This is a genomic window from Methanothermobacter sp., from assembly GCF_030055435.1.
Classification (GTDB): domain Archaea; phylum Methanobacteriota; class Methanobacteria; order Methanobacteriales; family Methanothermobacteraceae; genus Methanothermobacter.
Genome location: NZ_JASFYG010000005.1, coordinates 45,331 through 68,204, shown reverse-complemented (window position 1 = coordinate 68,204; position 22,874 = coordinate 45,331). Strand labels below are relative to the sequence as shown.

Below are 22,874 nucleotides of genomic sequence, written 5' to 3'. Positions count from 1 at the left end.
GAAAAATGGCCAGAAATGCCAGATCTGGACCGCCACATATATACCATAACAGCAATAAACCGTAAAGTTGACTTGAAATCTTTCACCACCCGCCAGACATATCTGTAAGCGACATCATAGAAGGATGAGTCAGTCAGGTAAGTGACATCATAATTTTACCGAGGTGAAACATATCCAGCTATCACACATATCTGTAAGCGACATCATAACCGTCCTCACACCCACCTGCAACCTCAGATGCAGGTACTGCTTCTTCACCCCAAGAAACTGCAGGGAGTACGATGCAGGGAGGATAGCAGACAGGGTCCTGAAGATCAGTTCAGAGGAGGGTACAGACAGGGTGCTCATAGCCGGTGGTGAGCCCACACTGCAGAAGGACCTCCCTGAACTCACAGAGGCCCTCAGTCGGGACCTCCACGTGACCATCTCAACCAACGGCACACGATGGGAGATCCTGAGGGATAGTGCATTCCACGAGGTCCACGTTGACCTCAAGGCCCTGGATGACAAGAAACACCTGCAGCTCACAGGGAAATCCAACCAGGCGGTTCTTGAGTGCATAGAGAAACTCGCTGGTTCAGGTAAACTGGAGGTCTCAACTGTCCTTGTACCTGGAATCGTGGATGTTGATGAGATTGAAAAAATAGCAGAGTTCCTTTCAGAGTGGGACGTCCCCTACCGCATAACAGGTTATGTCGGCTACAACAACAGCCTGGGTGCCAGGAGGCCAGGGGATGATGAAATACTGAGGGCTGCGGAGATAAGCAGGAAGTACCTCAGCAGTGTCTCAACGTCACTGGACTTCCGGAGGCATAAGAGGAGAAGGATGATCCTGGACCACATCTGAACAGATGATACTCCATCAGATGTTTTTTGGGTGTTCTGGATAGCATTTCCCATTGAGGCATCTGAACAGACGATGTCCCATCAGATGCGCTCCTCTGCGAAAAATCAAAAAATATATAAATGGTCTTCTTTTATATTGACAGTAGGTTGGGGATCTTATGAAAAACGCGCTGATTCCGGTTATGGCATTATTTTTCCTGGTTATGGGTGTTTTCACTGCAGCAGCGGTCAATGAGACAGGAAACAATTCATCAGTGAATAACACATCAAGTCCCCGTGGGGGTGTGGTGCAGCCACTTTCACTGTGGTCATCAATAACAGTTGAACCATCCACCATCAGCCTCGGAACGGTACCCCCTGATGGGACTGAGCGGAGCTACCCGGACGCTGTAACAGTAACTGTCAGCTACATTATTGCCTTTGGTGATACCCTCTCTGTGAGGGCATCAGGCAACCTTGTGAATACAGCCAACAGTTCACTCACAATACCACTCTCCAATTTCAAGTTCAGCACACCCAGCCTAAGCAAGAGGTCATTTACAACCTCCAACCAAGTCATAATGACATACTCAGGGTTTAGAGGAGCCCAGAGTGTCCCCCTCAGCCTTTACATAACTGTGCCCCCATACACGGATCCTGGCACATACTCAACAACCCTCATCTACACCTCAACCTGATTTTGTGAAAATGGTCACGAATATATTAATTATATGTTTCCCGTGTCACGAAATCTCGAAAGATTTATATAGGGGGCTGTGACAACTAATTATATCTGAAATTAACTGGTGATATATATGAGGGAAAAGATAATGGGTGTAATCCCACTTATAGTTGCCCTGATGTTTGTGGTGGCACTCGGTGCATACAGTTCACCATCCTATGCGGCACAGGCAACACAGACAGTGACCGTTACAGTGCCACAGGCAATAGCAATAGAAGTTGACAACGTCGACAACTGGGTTGTGGCAGCTGGAGCCACAAACACAAGTGAGAACTTCACAGTGAAAAACAGAGGTAACGTTAAAATAGACCTATACATAAAGGCAAACAGTGCAGCATTCACAAGTACAAGCGGCGCAACAGACACCATACCAATAACTGAGTTCTACATATTCAGTAAAGATGCAAATAATTACCAGAACATCGTGCAGACATACCAGAAGATATATACAAACATGAACAAAGCAGCCCAGGGTTCAGGTACCCCAACAATATGGTCAACAACACTCAAACTTACAGTGCCAGCATACACAGAGGATGGTACCTACACGATAACAAACACATACGCAGCCGTGAAAACCGGTGGAATCGCTCCATAAGTTAAGTATCCAATTTTTTAAAGACTCTTTTTTTCATTAACCTTTTCATTAACTATTTAAATTTCAGAATTAAACTTTTTCTAGAGGTTGATAACCATGAAACCCAGACATCTAACTGCAATTCTCATATTTCTTTTCATCCTGGGATCAGCGGCGCCGGTAATCGCAACCGGACTCTGGGCCTCACCTGCAGACTTCAGATACAACCTTAAACCTGGCCAGTCAGTGAGTGGCGAAATCACAGTGAGAAACATTGGTAAGGAAGAGGTGAACGTCAACGTAACAAAGAAGAGGCTCCTCATGGACAGCGTTAACCTGGTATACTCCGACAGGGGGATAGCCCAGTGGATCACCATAGAGGGCAACACGTCATTCAAGCTGAAACCCGGCGAGTCAAGGAATATCAGGTTCACAGTGAAGGCACCGGGAAAGATAAACTACCTTGACGCTGCAGGGGCCATCGTCATAAAGGGGCTTCCTGTGCAGAATGTTACAGGTGGCATCCAGATAGTCCAGGGGGTTGAACTCGTCGTCCCCATCTACGTGGGGCTCCCGGGACCAATAATCGAGTCACTGAAACTTGAAGATCACAGCGCACCCAAGGTGCTTGTGAGCTTCATGCCAGGTAAATTCACCTACCTCCTAAAAAACACTGGTACGGTGCAGGCAAACATGACAGGGGCCATTGAACTCACCGGTATAACAGGGACGCAGAGGGTCCCCATTGAGGGTGTGGTGTACCCGGAGGACAATTACACGCTGGTTGAGACCTGGAAGCCGGGTTGGATAGAATTTGGACCCTATATCGCAAAGACAAAGATAAACTATGGCCGCTACCACCAGACAAAAACCATAGAGACATCTGATACCCTCATAGTGATACCCGCATGGCTCATAATCCTCATTGTGCTTGGAGCCACGATCTGGGTGATCCGTAAGAAGGAAATTGAACCCCCAATCTCAATCAGGATAGAAAGGAAGAAATAGAGGAGTTAAACGTTTCTCCAAATACTTTTTTATTTTTAAAACCATTTAAACGTCTTTCATTCTCACACCGAATAGCCCATCACCATACAGAATTGAGTATTATTTTTGTCCAGGGCTGAATTTAGTAATAATTAAAATTTATATGTTATTAATATCATTATTTTTTATGAAAGAATTGAAGGAGGCGAAAATTTGATGAGAAGACTGTATTTCATGGCTTTCCTTGCTCTTCTCGTTGCTGTCGCACTGACGGGTTCAGTGAGCGCAGTGGACACAGAATGTGAGGTGGGAGTAGATGTAAAGTACGAGTACGCCGACGACAACGGTCAGATAAATCCAGACATACAGCAACTCAAGGACCAAAGCGGTACAAGGATCAACTTCACAAGGACCTTTGACCCGGCAACCAACATCACAAAGATCATCTTCAACTACGGGAACATCACAAACACCACAAGGTTCACCATAAAGATCAGGGCCCCAGGTTACAGGGAACTCTCACACACATTCCAGCTCACAGACTACGGGACAAAATACGCCGCTTACCTCCCCCTCCGGATGAACGCCACAGACGCCTACAGACTGGGAAGGGAGATCACCAGAAAGGCTGACCAGATTCTGAACTTCACAAAAACAGGTGATGTGCTGGTTATAACAACCGCAGGGACAGCATATTACAGAAACCAGACCACAGAGGACGTCCTTGAGGGTATACTCAACCAGGCCCGCGGAATGGTGAGCTACGGGAAGAGTAACCTCCTGATGCTCAGAAAAACACACCTCGACCCCCTTGACTTCGCATTCATCGTAAGGAAGGGGAACGACCTCATAGCCGCATACTTCAAAAACGCCAGCATGACACCCATCTACGTTGGAACCGTGTCACAGAACATGCCACTGGTACAGTACCAGGCACTCCAGAAAAAACTCGGAAACGACACATTCCCCATAGCAAGCCTTGCCAACGCATGGGCAATCGGACTATCACCTGACATACTCAGGGAGGCAGCATTCCATGGACACGTCTGCCTCGGTACCATCAGCGGATATGCAATGATAGAGACACTCCTAAAATACTACCCTGCAACCAATGAATTCGGACTTCCACTGGAGGGTGTCAGTTACCAGGTTGTTGGTGTGCCCGGTGGATCAGACGATGACGTCTTCATATACGCCATGGACGCAACACCAGGTAAGAGGGCCTACGTTGGTTTCAACACAACGGCCGACACCAATATTGGTGGATTCATCAGGTGGAACTCAAAGACAAAGACAGGAACCCTCATAATAATGGCCTACAGTCAGCAGGAACTGATAAACAAATATAAACAGGAAACAGGGGCCACAGCGGTCTCTGAACTCAAGTTCAATGCATGGGCGGTTAAAAAACTCACAACAAGTCCCGAATCACTTGTTAAGATCCTCTACGCATTCGACAACCTCACACAGGACCAGGTCAACTATATCATGGGATATGAACCCACCAAGGGTAACACAACCATCAGTGCAGCCGGACTCGACCTAAACTACATACTGAACCAGACAAACCTTGTGAATGCAACACCAGCAAACAGAACATACAGCACAGGAAACCTCACCTACAGTGACCTCAAGAACATAGGCCGCCTTGCAGCCGAAAAGGCCGTGGAGCTCTTCAGGGCAATGGGTATAAACCTTGAAAAGGATGACTATCACCTTTTCGTGCTGACATCCGCGGGTTACATGAGGATCAACGGCCAGGACACAGGGGCGGTCCGGGATGGAATATTCGATGTGCTGGGATCAAGGTTAAGCAGGAAGACACTCCTGCCTGTCCATGCGCCGCTATGGGGTCAGCTGAAGTTCGACTTCTGCCTCATCAACGGGACCCAGAAGATAATCAAGTCAATGTACTACAACCTCACAACAGGGACATTCACTGTTCAGAGTTCAGCAAATTACATAATAGAGGATGTGCTACCATATGATCCGCCATTCGACGTCCTCATGGGCTGACTCTTCAACAACCATGTCTGTGGTGGAAGCTCACCCGGTTACCTAATAGCAGACTACATATCCCAGAATTACCCCAAGGGTGAGAACGAGAAGTACATCTACGTCACAACGCTGGACAACTGTAAGGATGACATCCTCTTCATGCTCCTGGGAGTTTCAGCTGGACAGGAACCTACCATAACCAGAGGCTGACAACCGAGGAGACAAGGCTCGAGACAGAGGGCGGAATGAACGGAATGGTAGGCTACATAGTGATATGGAATGAGAAGACCAACACAGGAAGGGTTGCGATCATCACCTGGCAGGGCCCACGCTTCGCAGCCGGATCCAACATGTACGAGGAATACATCAGGCTATACAAGCACGACTACTCATCACCCAACCTGCTATCCCTGCCGACGGTCAATACAGCAGCTGAGCGCTTTATAAACAGAGAAGAGCTCAACATACTCCTCTCAGGGGGCACAGGGTCCATGAATGCGCTCCAGTACATATTCAGCATCCCAGCAAACAGGACGCTTGAGGACCTCATCCCGGTGAACAATGGTGGAAGTCAGAACGGAAACCAGGGTGGTATACCTGGTGGTTCGACCGGGGGCTCCACGGGTGGTTCGACCGGTGGTTTACCCTCAGGTTCCCATGGCAATGCAGGCCATGCAGGTTACACACCAGGTGCTGATTACAGTGCTTCACCGGCTGATGTGAGTGCAGCATCTGAGGTTTCAGAGAATTCTCCAGTGGAGGGTAAGAGGGCCTATGAGGTTACAAATGCAACATCCACTTCTGGCGGCGCTGACTCCTCATGGTACGTCTATGGTATCGTGGGTGTCCTTGTGGCTGCTGGCCTCGTGGCCTTCGGATTCCTCAGGGGCGGAGCAGGAAAATAAACGCTCTATTTTTCTATTTTTTATATCATCATAACCCTGTTAAGAAAAAATTTATACATGTAAATCCCCCCTATTATCATGGAGGTTTTAAAATGAAGAGGGGTGTGTCATTAATTCTCGTTCTCGTCCTCATCCTGATGCCCTGCTCCTATGCATGGAAGACCGTCACCCACTATGACGCCGCCGAGGCCATCTATGAGAAACTCCCATCCTACAAGAGATCAAAGATCAACATCAAAGCCATGATCAACGGATCCAACGACCCTGACGAAAAGTTCCATGACACTGTAAGGCACAGCTTCCCCAGAAGCTTTGCAGAGGCTAAAAAATGGCTTGACAGGGGTAGAAGCGCCTACAGAAGCAATAATTACAGGTATGCCAGCTACTGCTAGGTGTTGCAAGCCACTATATCATAGACACTTTTTCAGCACCTCACTGTGTAAGTGGAGAGTCATCTACACTCCACAACAGCTACGAAAAACAGGCCACCTACCTTGCACCCAGAATAAGTTACGTTTCAGGGGACCTCTACAGCCTCATGCAGAGGGGTTACCTCAATGGAAGGAGCGACTGGTCACGGTGGACGAAAACCAAAAGCAGCTCGATAGTCCAGAGGAACCTCAATATGGGGACCAGCGTAGCCTACATGGCCATAAACCTTGCCATGAATTAAAAACTCAACTCTTATTTTTTTTGGAAGATTAGCCCTACACATCCTCATCAAGAATATGATAATTACCTGACCTGCACTCGGTTGCATGATCAAAAAAGTAATTTCAGGCCTCCAGAGACCTGAACCAACAAAAGTAAATAATCAAAATTTACATTTTCAGAGCTAACCTAGAAGCTGAGTTCAGATATCCTCTCCATTGCCCTCACGGTGTTTTTAAGGGAGTTGAATGCTGTCAATCGGAAGTATCCCTCACCGCTCGGTCCAAAGCCAGAACCTGGTGTTCCCACAACCTCTGCCTCGTTGAGTAGCATGTCAAAGAACTGCCATGAATCCATGCCATCAGGTGTCTTTATCCAGATGTATGGTGCGTTAACACCACCATAGTACCTCAGACCGGCACTTTCAAGGCTCTCCCTTATTATCCGTGCATTCTCCATGTAGTAGTCTATGGACTCCCTTATTTCCCTTTGGCCATCAGGTGTGTAAACGGCCTCCGCGGCCCTCTGCACAGGGTAGGAGACCCCGTTGAATTTTGTTGTCTGGCGCCTGTTCCAGAGCTCCTTCAGGGAGTGCATCCTTCCCTGACTGTCGGGTACCTCCAGTTCCTCGGGTACCACAGTGAAGGCGCACCTTGTACCTGTGAAACCGGCGTTCTTTGAGAAGCTCCTGAACTCAACTGCAACCTCCCTTGCACCCTCCACCTCATAGATGCTGTGGGGTATTCCATCCTCCTGTATGTAGGCCTCGTACGCTGCATCGAAGAGTATTATACTGCCACTGTCCCTGGCATAGTCAACCCACTCTGCGAGTTGCTTCTCTGTGAGTGCTGTTCCTGTGGGGTTGTTGGGGTAGCAGAGGTATATGAGGTCAACGTTCTCTTCAGGGAGGGATGGTATGAATCCGTTCTCCTCTGTGCATGGAATGTACACCAGACCCCTGTACCTTCCAGTCTCATCTGCGGGGCCGGCCCTTCCCGCCATCACGTTGCTCTCAACGTATACCGGGTAGACAGGGTCTGTTACAGCGACCACATTGTCCTGTCCAAAGATCTCCTGGATGTTTCCTGTGTCACACTTTGCACCGTCACTTATGAAGATCTCCTCGGGTGAAACATCAACACCCCTTGAGGCGTAGTCGTTTTCTGCTATGGCCTCCCTGAGGAATGGGTAGCCCTGTTCGGGCCCATATCCCCTGAAGGTTTCCTTCTGTGCCATCTCATCAACGGCCCTGTGGAAGGCCTCCACCACCGCGGATGGGAGGGGCCTTGTAACATCCCCTATACCCATCCTTATCACATCGGCGTCGGGGTTTTTCCTCTGGAAGTCTTCCACTCTCCTGTTTATCTCAGAGAATATGTAACTGCTTTTAAGTAGCAGGTAGTTTTCGTTTATCGTCACCATGATTTAACCTCTCAGAAACTAATTTCAGGTAGGTCCCTGAAGAAGAATGATATTATCATGTAGTATACGGGAGTTAATAAAAATTGCTGTATAAACAGCTGCAGTCTGGATGGGTAATAAAAACAGTTGCAGTCCTCATTAAAGATACTGGATGCCATCAATAGGATGCATATATTTATTTAAATGATTTACATTCCTCAACGAACTTCCATGCTCCCTTGCTTATAATAATTGCCTCTCTGATCTATTCTGAAAGAATACCATAATCAGCCACTTCCCTATATTCATATGCCTCAGAAGCATGTCAAATATCTCCTTCTGGAATCCCCCCTTTTACGAATTTGAGTCCAAACTGTGAAATCAATCCCGTGTGAGTCTTCGGGTAAATGTTCCTCCGTGATAGCAGCGCTCTTGCTGCAAAGAACATTTCCTAGTATGCTCTGCTTACAGCATCTCCATAGAATCCATTTTGGCACCGTGTTCTGGCAGCCTCAAGTTTCCTGACTGCCTTTTCCATTAAAATTTCCTCATCAGCCAATTACGCACCATCTTTCCTTATTCTGGAGATGAAATGGGTGTCACCCAGAAGCCTGTATTCCTCAGGGAAAATGACCTTAACTGAGATATGGACACCTGTGCTGAGGAGTATATCGCCCGCTTCCTTATGCCTTTTTCAGTTTTTGTGGAGATTATGATTATGTCTCTCAGAGCCCTCTCTATCATCCCCCTGGCAACGGACCAAAAAGGATTATTTTTTCTATTTCAGGATAATTCAGTGACTCCGAAAACTTCCTGGCAAGTTCAAGTCTGTTCATCATACCCCCAGAACGAAGTGTGAACCGAAGATCTACTGACAGTTTCAGATCCTTTCGCCATATAATTATTTATGTGTGCTCCCAGTAGAGTCTACCTGTTTAATCTGACTGAAAGACGATCTCGCTCAAAGACAAGCATGTGTCTTCGACTTCTACCTGTTTAATCTGTTCACTGAAAGGCCTTCAAGAAAAAGAGGGTTTGAGGTTCCAATTCATTTATGGGCATAATAGAATACCAGCCTCTCCCCTGATGAATCAACCCTTGCAAAGCCGAATCTTTCAAGCTGTACCACATCATCAACCTCAAGTTCTGAGGCATCTCCCTCAATGACACCCTCAATCTCTGAGGCGTCAGGCATCACAACCACTGCTTTGAGGGCTGATTCAGCTGGAACCCAGTGTATCATCGCTGCCTGCAGCTTCCTTGCCTCCTCGATGCCCTCACTGTGGTATCTGAGTTCACCATCAGAGTAGATCACGTTAACAGCATCTATTAACCTGAGAGGACCCTCCCTGAGGTCCCCCCGGGGGATGTACACGTCCCCATTCAGCTCGAGGATGCGGTTACCCAGTTCTGGTTTATCAGGGTGCAGAGGTCTTTCAACCCTGATAGGTCCTGGCAGGCCCTTTATTTCAAACTTAACAGGGTGCGCCGCGAAGAAGTACCTCCTGGCTTCTTCCTCAAGTATGTTCCTGTTGAGGCCGTAGATCTTCTTCCAGCTCATGGTGGAGTCCGCTATCTTGACACCGATCTCAATCATGAGTTTCCTTATTGCCTCAGGCCTTATACCCCTCCTTGCGATGGCCCTGATGGTTCCAAGTCGGGGGTCATCCCAGCCAGAGTATTTGCCCTCGGCTATTCCCTCTCTTGCCCCGGATGTGCTCAGTGCAACATCATCCATCTTAAGGCGTCCGTAGTGTATGAATACAGGGGGCTCCCAGCCCATGTGCCTGTAGAGGTACTCCTGTTTTTCACTGTTTGCAAGGTGGTCCTTGCCCCTGAGGACATGGGTCACCCCGAGGAGGTGGTCGTCCACTGCAACCGAGAAGTTCATCATGGGGTACACCCTGTAGCGGGTGCCTGTGCGGGGGTGTTCGGCCTCCACTATCCTCATTGAAACCCAGTCCCTTATGGCCGGGTTGGGGTGCTGGAGGTCGGTCTTAACCCTCACAACCGCTGAACCCTCTGGCATCTCAAACATCTCCCTCCAGCGCTGCAGATTCTCCCTGACCCCCAAGTCACGACAGTGACAGGCCTCCCCATCCTTTTTGAGTTTTCTGAATTCCTCGGGGGTGCATGTGCATACGTATGCCCCTCCCCGCTCTATGAGCCTCTCTGTGTACTCATAGTAGATCTCCATTCGGTCGCTCTGGATGACGGTCTCATCCCATTCAACACCAAGCCACTCCAGGTCAGAGGGGATCATATCATAGGCCTCCAGGTCAACCCTTCGGGGGTCGGTGTCCTCGATTCTGAGTATTAGCCTCCCATCATACCTCCTGGCGTATTCGTGGTTGAGGATGGCTGCCCTTGCATGGCCTATGTGGAGTGGTCCGCTGGGGTTGGGGGCGAACCTCAGTACAACTTCACCCTTAACATCAGGGAGGTCCCTGAGTCCCTGTCTCTTCTTCTGCTTCCTCTCCTTGATCTCCAGGCCTAGCCTCTCCATTTCCCTCTGCTGTTCCTCAGGTGTTAAACTGTTAACCTTCTCAACAGCGGCCTGAACAGCCTCCTTAACCTCAGGGACCCTCCTTCTGAGTTCAGGTTCATTGCTCATAACGGCCCCCATGACGGCGCCCGGATTTGCCTTTCCCTTATGCTTAACAGCATTCATGAGTGCGTAGCGGTAGACGAGGTCCTCCACCATCATCACCTAGTGTTCCCTTTCAAGTACAAAGTCAGCTATCATCATGAGTGCGTCCTTTGCATCTGATTCTTCAAGTATCTCAAGGCGCTCCTTGGCCATCTTCACATAGTCAAGGGCCACTTCATGGGCATAGTGGGCTGCACCGTAGCGTTCAAAGATCTCTATGGCCTCAGCGGCACGGCCCTCATCACCTGATCCAAGTATCGATATGAGCCTCTCCCTGTCCTCCTCTGATGCCTCCTCAAGGGCCTTTACAACCATGAGGGTCATCTTGCCCTCTGCTATGTCACTGCCCACAGGTTTGCCCAGGGATTCTTCATCGCTCACCACATCCAGGTAGTCGTCGTGTATCTGGAATGCAAGGCCGATGAATTTGCCATAGTCCTCCAGGGCCTCAACCTCTCTCTCTGATGCGCCGCCCATTATGGCACCCGCCTTTGTCGCTGCTGCTATGAGGGCTGCGGTCTTCTTGTAGATCATCTCCATGTACTCATCCTCTGTGACGTCCAGCCTCTCCTCAAAGCCCATGTCAAGGGCTTGGCCCTCACATATCTTAACGCATGAGTCAACCACCACTGCAAGGGCATCCTTCACCCTTTCTGAGTCCCCGTTCCTGATGACAGCCTCGAAGGCCTTGGAGAAGAGGACGTCCCCAGCAAGTATGGCCATGGGTTCACCCCAGATGACATGGACTGATGGTTCACCCCGCCTCATCTCATCATCATCCATTATATCGTCGTGGATTAGTGAGAATGTGTGTATCAGTTCTATGGCCGCAGCCACTCCTGCAGCGTCCCCAGGGTCTCCGCCTACGGCCTCGCAGCTCAGGAGTGCCAGTGAAGGTCTTATCTTCTTACCACCGGCCGTTATGAGGTGTTCTGATGCCTTAAGGAGCGTATCAGGTGTTATGTCGCTGATGCACTCCATTATCTTCTTATCGGCCACTTCAGAGTACTTTCTGAGAATATCTAATACTTCCGTCATAGGATACCTCCATTAAATACCTGTGCCTGTCCATTCCTCAAGATGTGTATGTCGTTACCCAGCTTGTAGCCCTCCTCCTCTGCTATTTCGGCGTAGGCCGAGAGCATGCTGAGGTCGCCGTGGGCTGGTATTATGTGCATGGGGTTGAGCATCCTTATGAAGTCCCTGTGGTCCTCCCTACCTGCATGCCCTGAGACGTGTGCATTTGTATAGATCCTTGCACCACTTGATGCCAGACGACGCTCCATTAGGTTCCTGTTTGCAACGTTCATGGGGTTTGGTATGACAGGGGCTGATATCACCACATTGTCACCCCTCCTTATCCTGAACTGGGTCTTTGCATTGGCTATCCTTGGTAGCAGGGCATCGGGTTCCCCCTGGTGACCCGTTGTGATGAGGAGGTAATCCTCACGCTTTGCCTCTGCACGTGCAAGGGCCCTGTTAACAGCCTTGGGGCTCCCGTATATGCTTGCATTCTCCGGGAGTTTGAGTATGCCCATGGCCTCTGCGAGTCCACAGTATCTCTCCATTGACCTTCCAAGGAGGAGCATCTTCCTGTCGCTCTCTGATGCTATGTCACTTATGGCCTGTATACGCTCCATGTGGGAGGAGAAGGTTGTCACTATCATCCCGTTTTTCTCCTCGAGGGGGTTCTTCATTATATCCTCAAGGACTATCCTTGCAACCTTCTCTGAGTGTGTCTTGACCTCCTGCTTCTCGTTGGCCCTGGTTGTTTCAACTATCATTGCAAGGACGCCCTTCCTTCCAAGTTCCCTGAGGCGGTGGTAGTCCGGTGGTGGTGATATCTTCTGGTGATCGTCGAATTTGAAGTCAAGTGCATAGACTATTATACCCTCCGGTGTGTGGAGTGCTGCTATAACCGACTGTGGTATACTGTGGGTTGACTGTATGAACTCCAGTGTTATCCCCGGGGATATCTGGCACTTCTCACCTGCATTGAGGACCTGGAGTGTGTTGAGGACATTGAACTTCCGCTCTGCCTTTATTGTCCTCTCTATGAGTGCTATTGTGTAGGGTGTTGCTATTATGGGGGCCTGGTACCTGTGGGCCAGCTTTGCAACCGCCCCTATATGGTCCAGGTGGCCGTGTGTGAACACTATTGCCCTTACCTTTCCATCAACGTCCTTCATGAGTGTATCATCGGGTATGACGCCCCTCTCTATGAGGTCCAGGCTGTGCATCCTTGCGATGTCCGTGTCCTCATGTATGTGAACCCTGTCAAGGTGAATCCCCATGTCAAATATTACAACATCATCCCCCACCTTAACGGCGGACATGTTCTTACCTACTTCCTCGTATCCGCCGATCGCTATTACCTCTACGCTCAAATTATTACCTCCTGGCGTATTTTATTGTTTCAAAGCCCCTTTCATTTAGCCATTCTCTGGTTCTGCCCATTATTATGACCTGTGAATTTTTGAGATCGTCAAGTGTTTCTGCACCTGCAAGGTACATGGCGGTTTTAAGTGCCTCGTTGAACCTTTCAATTACCCTTATAACGGCCCTGTGGCCCTGGCCTGCAGCTTCAAGTACGGGGAGTGCTATTCCAGTCATTGTTGCACCTAGGGCTATGGCCTTTGCAGCGTCAATTCCACTTCTTATGCCCCCTGATGCAATCACAGGTATGTTTACTGACTCTGCAACCTCCACGGTGCTTGCAGCGGTGGGTATTCCCCAGTCCCAGAAAAGCTCACCCATGTATCTGTCTTCTGCACGGTAGGTTTCAACTGCGGCCCAGCTGGTGCCGCCTGCACCTGCAACGTCTATGGCCGCCACTCCACATGATTCTAGTTTTATGGCGTCCTCTGAGGATATACCTGCACCTGTCTCCTTGACCATTACAGGGACATCCATGGATTTCACAATTGATGATATGGATTCTAGGGCCCCGGTTGAGTCCACATCGCCCCCTGGCTGTATTGACTCCTGGAGGGGGTTGAGGTGCACTGCGAGTGCATCTGCGTCTATCATCTCAACCGCCCTTTCTGCATATTCAATGTGGGAGCTTCCAATGTTACCCACGAGCATCGCCGATGGGGCCTCTCTCCTTGCTATAGTGTAGGTCTCCTCAACCTCAGGGTGTTCAACACCTGCCCTCTGGCTTCCAAGTCCAAGTGCAATTCCAAGTTCCTCTGAGGCCCTTGCAAGTTCCCTGTTTATTTTGAGGGCTGCAGGGTGTCCGCCTGTAATTGCACTTATCATTATGGGTGATGAAAGCTCCTTACCCAGGAAATCTAGGCTTATATCTATCTTTTCCCTGTTTATCTCAGGTATGGCCCTGTGAACTATTTCAATTTCCTCGAAGCCTGTCCTCTTCCTGTACTCCACGTCACAGCTTGTGCACAGGATTAAATGCTCCAGTTTTCTATCCGAAATCATTTTAACGCCCTTCAAATTTCCCTTAATTTATAATCCTGAACTTTTCATCTTACTATGGTGTCTTCAAATTTCCCTTAACCCGCTGTCATGTGACAGGTGATGATAATGATCTATTTTCGGATCCTGGTGCCCCTAACAGCCTCTCCGCGGAGTGCCTTCATGACATTTCCAGGCACGCAAGCATTTATTATCTCTGATTCTACGCCCCTCTCTGCGAGAACCAGGAGTTCCTTTACCTTACCAACCATTCCACCTGTAACGTCGGTGGTCACTGTCCCATCAAGGGATTCGAGATCATCAAGGGATCCTATAACGTCAAGAAGCCTTGCATCAGGGTATTTCTTTGGGTTTCTGGTGTAAACTCCGTCTACATCTGTTCCCAGGATGACCCTCTCTGGCCTTAACCTGATGGAGAAGTGGTTTATGAGCTGGTCCCCTGATATCACGGAGAACCTCACACTGGGGTTTAAGTCAAGGACCACGTCACCGTAACTTACAGGAACCATCCCCTCCTTCAGGTAGGATTCTATCATTGAAAGATCAGCACCCCTGATACGGCCATTCTCTGCCCTTATGAAAGCCGATGGCGGCATGGAGACCGCCGGTATTCCCTCATCAAGGAGTGCATCACAGATATGTGTATTGAGTTTCCTGACCCAGCTCTGTGTGACTGCGGATCCAAATCTCAGCTTTCTGAATTCCTCCTCATCCTTTATTTCAGATCCTATCCCGTATTTTCGTGCGAATGGATGGCCGAATGATCCAGCCCCATGTATTATAATGATTGATGATGGTGAAGCGTCTGCAATCTCTGAGGCTATCCTCTGAAGGTTTTCTGAATCTATTTCAGGTTCCTCAGAGTCCTTTCTGGTAATTACACTTCCACCTACTTTGAGAATGATCATAAGATGCCCCTTTAAGTGATAAGAGTTTTACCTGATCAGACCCTCTTCTGAGAACCTGGCCTTCATTGCATTCCAGTCCCTGTTAAGGGCCTCAGCAACATCTTCTGCACAGCCAGGGCAGTATGCTATTATGCTCCCTCCTCCCCCAGCACCTGTGATTTTGGAGCCGGCTGCTCCTGCCCTTCTGGCCTCATAGACCATCATTGAAAGTTCCAGTGTGGACACACCCATGGCGTCAAGGAGCCCCTGGTTTATGTTCATAAGGTCCCCTAGAGGTTCAGGGTTGTTACTCAGAAGTGCCCTGTAGGCCCTGAGGGTTATCATCTCAACCGTGTCCATGATTCCATCCACGACAGCCGGGAACCTGCTTCGAAGTTCTGCGACTCCTGCAACCATCTCTGCAGTGTCACCTGAATGGTCCATGTGTGCTATTACAAGATCATGAAGCCGTGCATCAAATTTTTCCACATTCCTCTGACTGTCAAGGTACACCAGACCGCCATATGTGCTCACTGTGGTGTCAAGGGGACTTGCAGCTCCCTGGACTTCAAGTTCAACCCTGTGGGCCCTCGCTGCGGTATCCCCGGGTTCTGATTCCCTTCCATGGTATCCGTCAAGAGCCCCTATAAGTGCAACTGTGAGTGCCGCTGATGAGCCAAGGCCTGACCCCACCGGTATCTCCATTTCGATCTGAATACTGAGTGGTGAGCCATCATGATATAGCTGGAGAGCTTTACTAACGTAGTCAAGAATACCCCCTTGAGGGTTGGATTCAGATCTGAAATCAACTCCCAGGGATGGTATGGTAACCCGATTTTCAGATGAATCCCCTAGGGTTACGGTCACCCTTCTATCTATTGCAGCTGCAATCGCCGGTTTCCCATATACAACTGCATGTTCACCAAAAAGAATGGCCTTGGCAGGTGCTGATGCCCGTGACTTCAAGGTTTCACCCTCAGCCTCTCAGGACAAGGGAGGCGTAGCCCACAACTGAACTCTGGTCCCCTGTTATATCACCACTTGTGGCATACTTCAGGAGCCTGCACTCACTGGCACCGAGCATCCTGGATGCTGTGATGTTGGCGGCCACTGGCCCGTAACCACACATGGTTGCATTTAGTTCCGTGATAACACTGTACATACCTGTATCGTCCATTTGAGTTATCCTCTCAATTATCCTGCTGTCAATGGATCTGGCAACGTCACTGGGAGTGTAATGGGTGAAGTCAGTGCTTGCAATGACCACCGCGTCCCTCTCTGTCCTCTCAATCGCTATAGCCACTGCATGTCCAATGTCTGTGGCTGTCTCCTGGTCCTGCATCCACATTGTGATGGGGACTATTCTGAATCTATCTGTGAAGTACTGGATGAATGGTACATGGACCTCACAGCTGTGCTCTCCGAGGTGGGCGGTCCCATCAATATCAATGATGCCTGATTCCCTTACAATGGCCTCTGCAAGTTCGCTGTCAATATCCACGACACCGAGGGGTGTTTCCCATGCTCCCCTCTGCATCAGTGAGACGCCTGACCCCATGCCTGTGTGGTTGGGGCAGATTATCACGAATGTTTCAGGTATACCATCTGATACCAGCTCATGGTATGCGTGGGCTGCCACAGGTCCTGAGTACATGTAACCTGCGTGGGGGGCGATCACCCCCTTTATTTTCCTGGCGGAACCCCTGACTGGGAGGCCTCCTGGCCCCAGTTCATGGTTGAAGCACCACTCAATTCGCCTTCTGAGCGCTGCAGGGTCCCGCTCATAGAAAGCTCCCGCCACTGCAGGTCTTCTTATCATAGAACCACTCTAAATTTTCAGTTCAAATTCAGTGGGAGGCACATCCAGGTCCTCATCCTCCTTGAGCACACCCTTCTCCCTGAGAAGCTGCCTTGCCAGGAGCCAGTAAACAAGGGCTATGGCCTTACGGCCCTTGTTGTTGACGGGTATTGCAATGTCAACATTTCCAAGGAGGTTCTCTGTGTCGCAGAGTGCCACAACAGGCAGGCCTATCTGTTTGGCCTCGACTATTGCCTGTGAATCTGATCTTGGATCAGTGGCAACCAGCACCTGTGGTTCAATGAACTTTGCATAGTTGGGGTTTGTCAGTGTCCCGGGGATGAACCTGCCTGGTATTGTCCTTGCACCTGTCACCTCACCGAATTTCCTGACAGGTTCCTGTCCATACTGCCTTGTGGATACGGCCAGTATATCGTCTGGTTCATACTTTGCAAGGAACTTTGAGGCCGCTATTATCCTGTCATTTGTTTTCCTTATATCAAGGACGTAGAGTCCATCTGATCTCACACGGTAGATGTATTTCTCCATATCAGCTGTCTTCTGCTGTGTTCCAATGTGCAGTCCTGCTGCAAGGTATTTGTCTAATGGTATCAGTAGTTCTGACAATATATCACCTCAGTAAGTTTGATGTTAAAATGGCAGTTCAGCCATGCTTGAATATGGAATCTCTTCCTGTATGCGTATGAGTTCATTCAGTTTGGCTATCCTCTCACCGCCTATAGCGCCTGTCTTGATGAGTGGTGCGCCGAATGCCACTGCAAGGTGGGCTATTGTATCATCTGTCGTCTCACCTGACCTGTGGGAGACCACAGGGGTGTAACGGTTCTCACGGGCAAGTTTGACTGTCAGGTAGGTGTCTGTGAGCGTACCTATCTGGTTTGGTTTAATTATTATACCATTGGCGGCACCCATCTCTATGCCCTCTCTGAGTATCTCCCTGTTGGTTACGAAGATGTCGTCACCGCAGATTATGCAGCGGTCCCCTACAAGTGATGTGAGTTCCGCAAATCCTTCGAAGTCGCCCTCATGGAATGGGTCCTCAACATAGTACATGTCGTAGGTCTCAATGATTTCCCTGACAAACTCTATCTGTTCACCGGTGTCCTTCTGGACCTTCTCCTGTTTGTAGACGTACTTCTCAATTTCAGGGTCCCAGAATTCACTTGCTGCAAGGTCCAGTGATGGTCTGACCTCAACGCCGAGTTCATCTGTGACCTCCTCACAGGCTGTTACCTGTATCTCAAGGGCATCATGGTTTGATAGGCTTGGCACCCATCCTCCCTCATCACCTTTACCTCCCGTGAAGGAGGGGTCCTTTTTCTGTATTAGTTCCCTTATCTTCTTATGGACTGCTGCATTTGCAAATACCGCCTCTGTTATGTCCTCTGCGCCCACAGGCACCACAAGGAACTCCTGTATGTCAGGTGCGTTCTCTCCAGCATGGGCTCCCCCGTTTATCATGTTGCCCAGAGGGTATGGTATGGCAGTTGCAAGGTTGCCACCCAGGAACCTGTAGAGGGGCATATTGTATGATGACGCGGCTGCCCTGGCGGTTGCCATTGAAACAGCCACCACAGTGTTTCCCCCCAGTGATGAGAGGTTCTCTGTTCCATCAATCTCCTTTAAAACGAGGTCTATGTCCTGCAGGTCCACGGCATCCATTCCTATGAGTTCTGATGAGATTATATCCTCGACCTCTGTTATGATCTCATCAACCCCACCTGATGGGAAGGCTGTGACCTCCCTGGAACCTGTACTTGCACCGCTGGGGGCTGCTGCCCTTCCAAAGCCGTTCCAGGTTATAACATCAACCTCAACCGTTGGGTTTCCCCTGCTATCAAGAATTTTTCTTACTCTAACATCTTCAATTATACTTTCCACAAAAACACCTCACAATAAACTCTACATGGAAAAATAGTGGTTTATTAGAGTTTATTTGTCTCTTCTAACATCCAGTGGCATTACCTTCTTTTCAAGTTCCTTCCTGGCTATATCAACGGGGTCCAGTGAATCCTCAATATCAACCTGGGGTCTTGCACCCATTGATATCTGGAGTGCCCTGGCACCTATCAACCTAGCCCTTTCAAAACGTGTGAGTTTTTTTGACGCCATTCCATTGCCTCCAAGAAAAACTTAAAATAGAGGTTCTTGGATTGTTTTGATGGGACCGCCGAGATTTGAACTCGGGTCTCCAGCGTTCCGGTGCTGACCATCCCCGTTCCAGTTGAAAAGCACTGAAACTTCTTCAATGGCTGGGAGGATGGACCAGGCTACCCTACGGTCCCCTACCATGTATCAACATGTGAAATTAGCATTCGTCTGCAGCAGTACCTCTTAAGACCCAGGTCATCAAGGACATCCTTTGGGTCCTCTCCATCAGCCACTCTTTTCTGATACTCATCGAAATAGGCTGATACCGGTTTTCCGCAGCTTAAACATCTTACTGGAATCATACTGAATCATTCTACTCTCTATTTTATAAAATAAAAATATATAAAGTTATCGCCTGATCTACCTGTAACTCTTCTGTCTCCTTGCACGGGCGCCGCGTCCACCGTACTTCTTGGGCTCTGAACGCCTGGGGTCCCCTACAAGCATTGTCCTGTCGTACCTGACAAACTTCTCTTTGAGGTCCATGTCACCTGTCCATTCCACAAGACCCCTGGCTATGACCATCCTTGCAGCCTCTGCCTGACCTACGACTCCTCCTCCAACGACCTTGATGTTTATGTCCACATCATTAACGATATCACCGGCCAGCTTCAGTGGTTCCATGATCTTGAGCCTTGCAAGTTCAGGTGTGTAGAGCTCCACAGGCACCTTATTGATTCTCACTCTACCCTTACCTTCACTGATGGTTCCCCTTGCAATGGCAGTCTTCCTTTTGCCACTTGTATGAACAACCTTCCTCATGATTACACTCCCTAAATTAGAATTTAGCACCCAGAAGTTCTGAGAGTTCTCCAAGCTCCATTCCCTTCTTTATGTTACCTGCCCTTGCTTCAGGTATTTCAATCATTTCTTCATCCTTGAATTCCCTTGGAACACCAACATATGCCTTAAGTCCCTTGAAAGCCTCTCTGCCCCTTGATTTCCTGTAGGGAAGCATTCCCCTCACGGTTCTTCTGAATATGTCATCGGGTCTTCTAGGGTACTTTGGACCCATTCTGCGGGGGTTTGATATGCTGGCCCTGTCAATCCTCTGCTTGTACTTTCTGTATGCCCACTGCTTTGAGCCTGTGATTATGATTTTCTCAGCATTGAGGACAACCACTTCCTCCCCTTCCAGGAGTTTCTGGCTGACCACACTTGCCAGTCTACCGAGAATATGTCCTTCTCCATTGATGATCATGAGCAACACCTTATTCTATTATCCTGATGTTCTTTATGGTAGGATTCTCTTCAACGATCTTTCCGAGTGTCAAGCACTCTCCACCAGCGCCCTCTATCTTATCCCTGGCTGTCTGTGAAAACGATAGGGCGACCACCTGAACCTTATGGTCAAGGCTACCGCTTCCAAGGACCTTTCCAGGTACGATTACAGTTTCATTTTCATCTGTGTACCTGTTTATCTTGGAAATGTTAACGGCGGCCCTGTTCCTTGTGGGTCTTTCGAGCCTCCTTGCAACGTCCTTCCAGATCGCCGCGCCCTCCTGGGATGATTTCTTTCTGAGGTTGCGTATGAGTTTTATGAGATTAGGATTTGTCTTGGTAATCTTCCTAGCCATGACTTAGCCTCCTTCACAAAATGTTATTACCCCTTCTGCCTTGTCTCTGAGGATGTCACATGCCTTAAGAAGGACATCCCTGGGGTCAACTGATCCGTCGGTCTCTATCCTGAATATGAACTTGCCTTCCTCATATCCCACAATTATTGCTCCTTTATCACATGCCCTCACACAGCTCTTGCACATTGAACAGTTTTCAACGTCAAGTACCTCAGGTTTCCCTGATTCTCCTCCAAGAACTCCCCTTGGACAAGCCTCCACACATTCCAGGCACTCATCGCATTCCTCTGTGAATGTTATCCTGGGGTAGTACTTGTATGCGCATGCTGCTGTGGGCTGCCACTTGGCATGCTCCATCCCCACCCCGAGCTGTGCCACAGCCTCCAGTTCAACCTCATCCTCATCCCCCAGCTTCACCAGGGGTATATCGGGATATACCGGTTTGACTGCAGGTGTCTCTGATAGAAGATCCCTGGAGTAGACGACACCGGGACCCTTCTTTTTGAGTGTGAATGATACACTGCATTCGGAGCAGTATTCCTCACAGTCACACTCCTCAGGCATTTGCAGGCCCTCAATGAATTCAGGGTCAGCTTTGAGGGGTACCAGTCCAAGCCTGTGGGCGAGTACCTCATCAAACATCCTGGCGTCGTTCCTGTACATGTTAACGTACTCGATCGCCAGTGTGGGGACCTCCATCATGCAGATCCTCCTTATGGCGTTTATGAATGGAACGGTTACGCCACTGACCACAAAGACCATTTCGGTATCAGTTTTTTCCTTAAGAGCAATATCCATTTTAGACCCTTCTTCCCCTCTTACCTCCAGGTCTTCCTGTGCCATCATGAGGTATGGGAGTTACATCCTCAATTTTGCCTATCTTCATTCCTGCCCTTGCAAGGGCCCTTATGGCTGCCTGTGCACCGGGTCCTGGTGTTCTCGGGCCGTTTCCACCTGGTGCCCTCACCCTAATGTGAAGACCGACGATACCCTTCTCCTTTGCATCATCAGCCGCCCTTGTTGCGGCTTCCATTGCAGCAAAGGGTGAGGACTCCTGACGGTCAGCCCTAACAACCTTACCGCCGGACCACTGTGTGATGGTCTCTGCGCCTGTTATGTCTGTAATGGTGATTATTGTGTTGTTGAATGATGAGTAAATATTTGCGATTCCCCATTTTTCCTTTTCAGCCATTTTTATCTCTCCCGGAATTTATTCAGCATCCTGGGTTGCTTCGATCTGTTTTTTCATTGGGGATGATGGGTAAAATCCTATTTTGTCCTCTTCTCCCCTTTTAACTATGTATCCTGGGGCATCTATTTTTCTGCCGTCGAGGGCTATGTGGCCGTGAACCACCATCTGTCTGGCTTCTTTCACTGTTCTCGCAAGTCCCTTTTTGTGAACCAGTGTCTGGAGTCTTCTCCTAAGCACATCTTCCACTGTGAGGTCAAGGACGTCCTCAAGGTTTGCGCCTTCGTTGAGTATCCCTGCCCTCACGAGGTGTCCCAGGAGCTGTTCCCTCTCTCTCTTTGTGTGTTCACCTGATATACCCAGGAGGTACCTTGCATCCCTCCTGTATCTCCTCACCATTGTTTCTGCTTTCCAGACTTCCTTCTTGTTCTTGAGGCCGTACTTTGCCACAAGCCTGTTTTCTTCCTTTATTCTTTCAGCGTTCCATGGGTGAGGTGGAGTATCATACTTTTTTCTTGCCTTACGTGGGTGTCCCATTTTAACCTCTCCTTATCTACCTTTTCTTCCTTCTCACACCAACTGAGGAGCCCTTCCTGAACGTGGACTTTGTCCTCTGTCCCCTGACAGGTAATCCAAGTTCGTGTCTTCTTCCCTTGTAGCTTCTTGTTTTCTTCATACGGTTGAGGTCCTCTCTGAGGCACATGTCAAGGTCTGATTCTATGAGGTGCTTGTCCTCACCGGTCTCATAATCGTTACGCCTGTTTAGCATCCATGATGGGATATTGTACTTTGCAGGGTTCTTTATGGCCTCTTCAAGCCTCTCTATTTCCTCATCTGAAAGGTAACCTATCCTCTGGTTAAGATCATATCCTGCTGACATGATTATTGCCCTTGAAAGAGCCTTTCCAACGCCCTTTATACTTGTAAGAGCATTTTCCAGGGTCTTATTACCATCAATGTCCTTTCTGGCAATACGAACCATATGTTTGAATTCTTCTTCCATTCATTAACCTCCAGTAAGAGTGAATTCGCGGGACGGGGTTGCGAATTCCAGATAACAGTCGTAGGTGCAACATTGTT

29 protein-coding genes and 1 tRNA gene are annotated in these 22,874 nt (G+C 49.0%); 9 read left to right on the top strand and 21 right to left on the bottom strand.

Going from position 1 to position 22,874, the window contains the following annotated elements:
• The first annotated feature begins 163 nt into the window (after nt 1-163).
• The 9 genes from QFX30_RS06850 to QFX30_RS06810 all read left to right on the top strand — a co-directional run bounded on the left by QFX30_RS06850 (nt 164) and on the right by QFX30_RS06810 (nt 6,707).
• Complete coding sequence (locus QFX30_RS06850) at nt 164-847, top strand: GTP 3',8-cyclase MoaA (RefSeq protein ID WP_300490019.1); 684 nt, start codon at nt 164-166, stop codon at nt 845-847.
• Nucleotides 848-1,028: 181 nt separating this feature from the next.
• Entirely contained in the window at nt 1,029-1,523 is a 495-nt protein-coding gene (locus tag QFX30_RS06845; RefSeq protein WP_300490017.1) for a hypothetical protein, read from the top strand.
• A 117-nt stretch (nt 1,524-1,640) separates the two neighbouring features.
• Entirely contained in the window at nt 1,641-2,165 is a 525-nt protein-coding gene (locus QFX30_RS06840; protein ID WP_300490015.1) for a hypothetical protein, read from the top strand.
• A gap of 96 nt (nt 2,166-2,261) precedes the next feature.
• Nucleotides 2,262-3,152, top strand: coding sequence for a hypothetical protein (locus tag QFX30_RS06835; protein ID WP_300490013.1), 891 nt, complete (start codon nt 2,262-2,264; stop codon nt 3,150-3,152).
• Between the two features lie 213 nt (nt 3,153-3,365).
• Nucleotides 3,366-5,147, top strand: coding sequence for an FmdE family protein (locus QFX30_RS06830; RefSeq protein ID WP_300490010.1), 1,782 nt, complete (start codon nt 3,366-3,368; stop codon nt 5,145-5,147).
• 45 nt (nt 5,148-5,192) lie between these two features.
• Nucleotides 5,193-5,339 (top strand): hypothetical protein, encoded by a 147-nt coding sequence (locus QFX30_RS06825; RefSeq protein WP_367186144.1) that lies wholly within the window; start codon nt 5,193-5,195, stop codon nt 5,337-5,339.
• A gap of 35 nt (nt 5,340-5,374) precedes the next feature.
• Nucleotides 5,375-6,034, top strand: a complete 660-nt coding sequence (locus tag QFX30_RS06820) for a hypothetical protein (RefSeq protein WP_300490007.1) — start codon at nt 5,375-5,377, stop codon at nt 6,032-6,034.
• 92 nt (nt 6,035-6,126) lie between these two features.
• Nucleotides 6,127-6,426 (top strand): hypothetical protein, encoded by a 300-nt coding sequence (locus tag QFX30_RS06815; RefSeq protein ID WP_300490004.1) that lies wholly within the window; start codon nt 6,127-6,129, stop codon nt 6,424-6,426.
• Between the two features lie 146 nt (nt 6,427-6,572).
• Entirely contained in the window at nt 6,573-6,707 is a 135-nt protein-coding gene (locus tag QFX30_RS06810) for a hypothetical protein (protein ID WP_300490002.1), read from the top strand.
• Nucleotides 6,708-6,874: 167 nt separating this feature from the next.
• Here the strand turns inward: QFX30_RS06810 and QFX30_RS06805 are convergent, their stop codons facing one another.
• The 21 genes from QFX30_RS06805 to QFX30_RS06705 all read right to left on the bottom strand — a co-directional run bounded on the left by QFX30_RS06805 (nt 6,875) and on the right by QFX30_RS06705 (nt 22,797).
• Complete coding sequence (locus QFX30_RS06805; RefSeq protein ID WP_300490258.1) at nt 6,875-8,110, bottom strand: LL-diaminopimelate aminotransferase; 1,236 nt, start codon at nt 8,108-8,110, stop codon at nt 6,875-6,877.
• 552 nt (nt 8,111-8,662) lie between these two features.
• Nucleotides 8,663-8,830 (bottom strand): hypothetical protein, encoded by a 168-nt coding sequence (locus QFX30_RS06800; RefSeq protein ID WP_300489999.1) that lies wholly within the window; start codon nt 8,828-8,830, stop codon nt 8,663-8,665.
• Nucleotides 8,831-9,134: 304 nt separating this feature from the next.
• The gene (gene gltX, locus QFX30_RS06795; protein WP_300489996.1) at nt 9,135-10,796 is read right to left on the bottom strand and encodes a glutamate--tRNA ligase; all 1,662 of its coding nucleotides are present in this window, start codon (nt 10,794-10,796) and stop codon (nt 9,135-9,137) included.
• Nucleotides 10,797-11,774 (bottom strand): short chain isoprenyl diphosphate synthase IdsA, encoded by a 978-nt coding sequence (gene idsA / locus QFX30_RS06790; protein WP_300489993.1) that lies wholly within the window; start codon nt 11,772-11,774, stop codon nt 10,797-10,799. It abuts the gene before it with no gap.
• On the bottom strand, nt 11,771-13,123 hold the full coding sequence (locus tag QFX30_RS06785) for an RNase J family beta-CASP ribonuclease (protein ID WP_300489990.1): 1,353 nt from the start codon (nt 13,121-13,123) through the stop codon (nt 11,771-11,773). Before QFX30_RS06785 ends, idsA begins: the two co-directional genes overlap by 4 nt.
• A gap of 4 nt (nt 13,124-13,127) precedes the next feature.
• Nucleotides 13,128-14,174: a type 2 isopentenyl-diphosphate Delta-isomerase gene (gene fni, locus QFX30_RS06780; protein ID WP_300489987.1), complete on the bottom strand. Its 1,047-nt coding sequence runs from the start codon at nt 14,172-14,174 to the stop codon at nt 13,128-13,130.
• A gap of 110 nt (nt 14,175-14,284) precedes the next feature.
• Nucleotides 14,285-15,079: an isopentenyl phosphate kinase gene (locus tag QFX30_RS06775; protein ID WP_300489984.1), complete on the bottom strand. Its 795-nt coding sequence runs from the start codon at nt 15,077-15,079 to the stop codon at nt 14,285-14,287.
• A gap of 27 nt (nt 15,080-15,106) precedes the next feature.
• On the bottom strand, nt 15,107-16,024 hold the full coding sequence (gene mvk / locus QFX30_RS06770) for a mevalonate kinase (protein ID WP_300489981.1): 918 nt from the start codon (nt 16,022-16,024) through the stop codon (nt 15,107-15,109).
• Nucleotides 16,025-16,034: 10 nt separating this feature from the next.
• A complete protein-coding gene (locus tag QFX30_RS06765) occupies nt 16,035-16,877 on the bottom strand; it encodes an MEMO1 family protein (protein ID WP_300489979.1) in 843 nt (280 codons plus the stop codon).
• Between the two features lie 9 nt (nt 16,878-16,886).
• Nucleotides 16,887-17,483: a 30S ribosomal protein S2 gene (rpsB, locus tag QFX30_RS06760; RefSeq protein ID WP_013295352.1), complete on the bottom strand. Its 597-nt coding sequence runs from the start codon at nt 17,481-17,483 to the stop codon at nt 16,887-16,889.
• Between the two features lie 24 nt (nt 17,484-17,507).
• A complete protein-coding gene (eno, locus tag QFX30_RS06755) occupies nt 17,508-18,758 on the bottom strand; it encodes a phosphopyruvate hydratase (RefSeq protein ID WP_300489977.1) in 1,251 nt (416 codons plus the stop codon).
• 51 nt (nt 18,759-18,809) lie between these two features.
• Nucleotides 18,810-18,989 (bottom strand): DNA-directed RNA polymerase subunit K, encoded by a 180-nt coding sequence (locus QFX30_RS06750; RefSeq protein WP_300489974.1) that lies wholly within the window; start codon nt 18,987-18,989, stop codon nt 18,810-18,812.
• A 50-nt stretch (nt 18,990-19,039) separates the two neighbouring features.
• Nucleotides 19,040-19,162 (bottom strand) — tRNA-Pro (locus tag QFX30_RS06745).
• Nucleotides 19,163-19,330: a DNA-directed RNA polymerase subunit N gene (locus tag QFX30_RS06740; protein ID WP_300489971.1), complete on the bottom strand. Its 168-nt coding sequence runs from the start codon at nt 19,328-19,330 to the stop codon at nt 19,163-19,165.
• A 58-nt stretch (nt 19,331-19,388) separates the two neighbouring features.
• Nucleotides 19,389-19,790: a 30S ribosomal protein S9 gene (locus QFX30_RS06735; protein ID WP_300489968.1), complete on the bottom strand. Its 402-nt coding sequence runs from the start codon at nt 19,788-19,790 to the stop codon at nt 19,389-19,391.
• Between the two features lie 16 nt (nt 19,791-19,806).
• A complete protein-coding gene (locus QFX30_RS06730) occupies nt 19,807-20,229 on the bottom strand; it encodes a 50S ribosomal protein L13 (RefSeq protein WP_300489966.1) in 423 nt (140 codons plus the stop codon).
• Nucleotides 20,230-20,239: 10 nt separating this feature from the next.
• A complete protein-coding gene (locus QFX30_RS06725) occupies nt 20,240-20,605 on the bottom strand; it encodes a 50S ribosomal protein L18e (RefSeq protein ID WP_300489964.1) in 366 nt (121 codons plus the stop codon).
• A 3-nt stretch (nt 20,606-20,608) separates the two neighbouring features.
• On the bottom strand, nt 20,609-21,403 hold the full coding sequence (locus QFX30_RS06720; RefSeq protein ID WP_300489961.1) for a DNA-directed RNA polymerase subunit D: 795 nt from the start codon (nt 21,401-21,403) through the stop codon (nt 20,609-20,611).
• A gap of 1 nt (nt 21,404) precedes the next feature.
• Nucleotides 21,405-21,797: a 30S ribosomal protein S11 gene (locus QFX30_RS06715; RefSeq protein ID WP_300489958.1), complete on the bottom strand. Its 393-nt coding sequence runs from the start codon at nt 21,795-21,797 to the stop codon at nt 21,405-21,407.
• 18 nt (nt 21,798-21,815) lie between these two features.
• A complete protein-coding gene (gene rpsD / locus QFX30_RS06710; protein WP_300489955.1) occupies nt 21,816-22,331 on the bottom strand; it encodes a 30S ribosomal protein S4 in 516 nt (171 codons plus the stop codon).
• Between the two features lie 16 nt (nt 22,332-22,347).
• Nucleotides 22,348-22,797: a 30S ribosomal protein S13 gene (locus QFX30_RS06705; protein ID WP_300489952.1), complete on the bottom strand. Its 450-nt coding sequence runs from the start codon at nt 22,795-22,797 to the stop codon at nt 22,348-22,350.
• Nucleotides 22,798-22,874 lie beyond the last annotated feature (77 nt).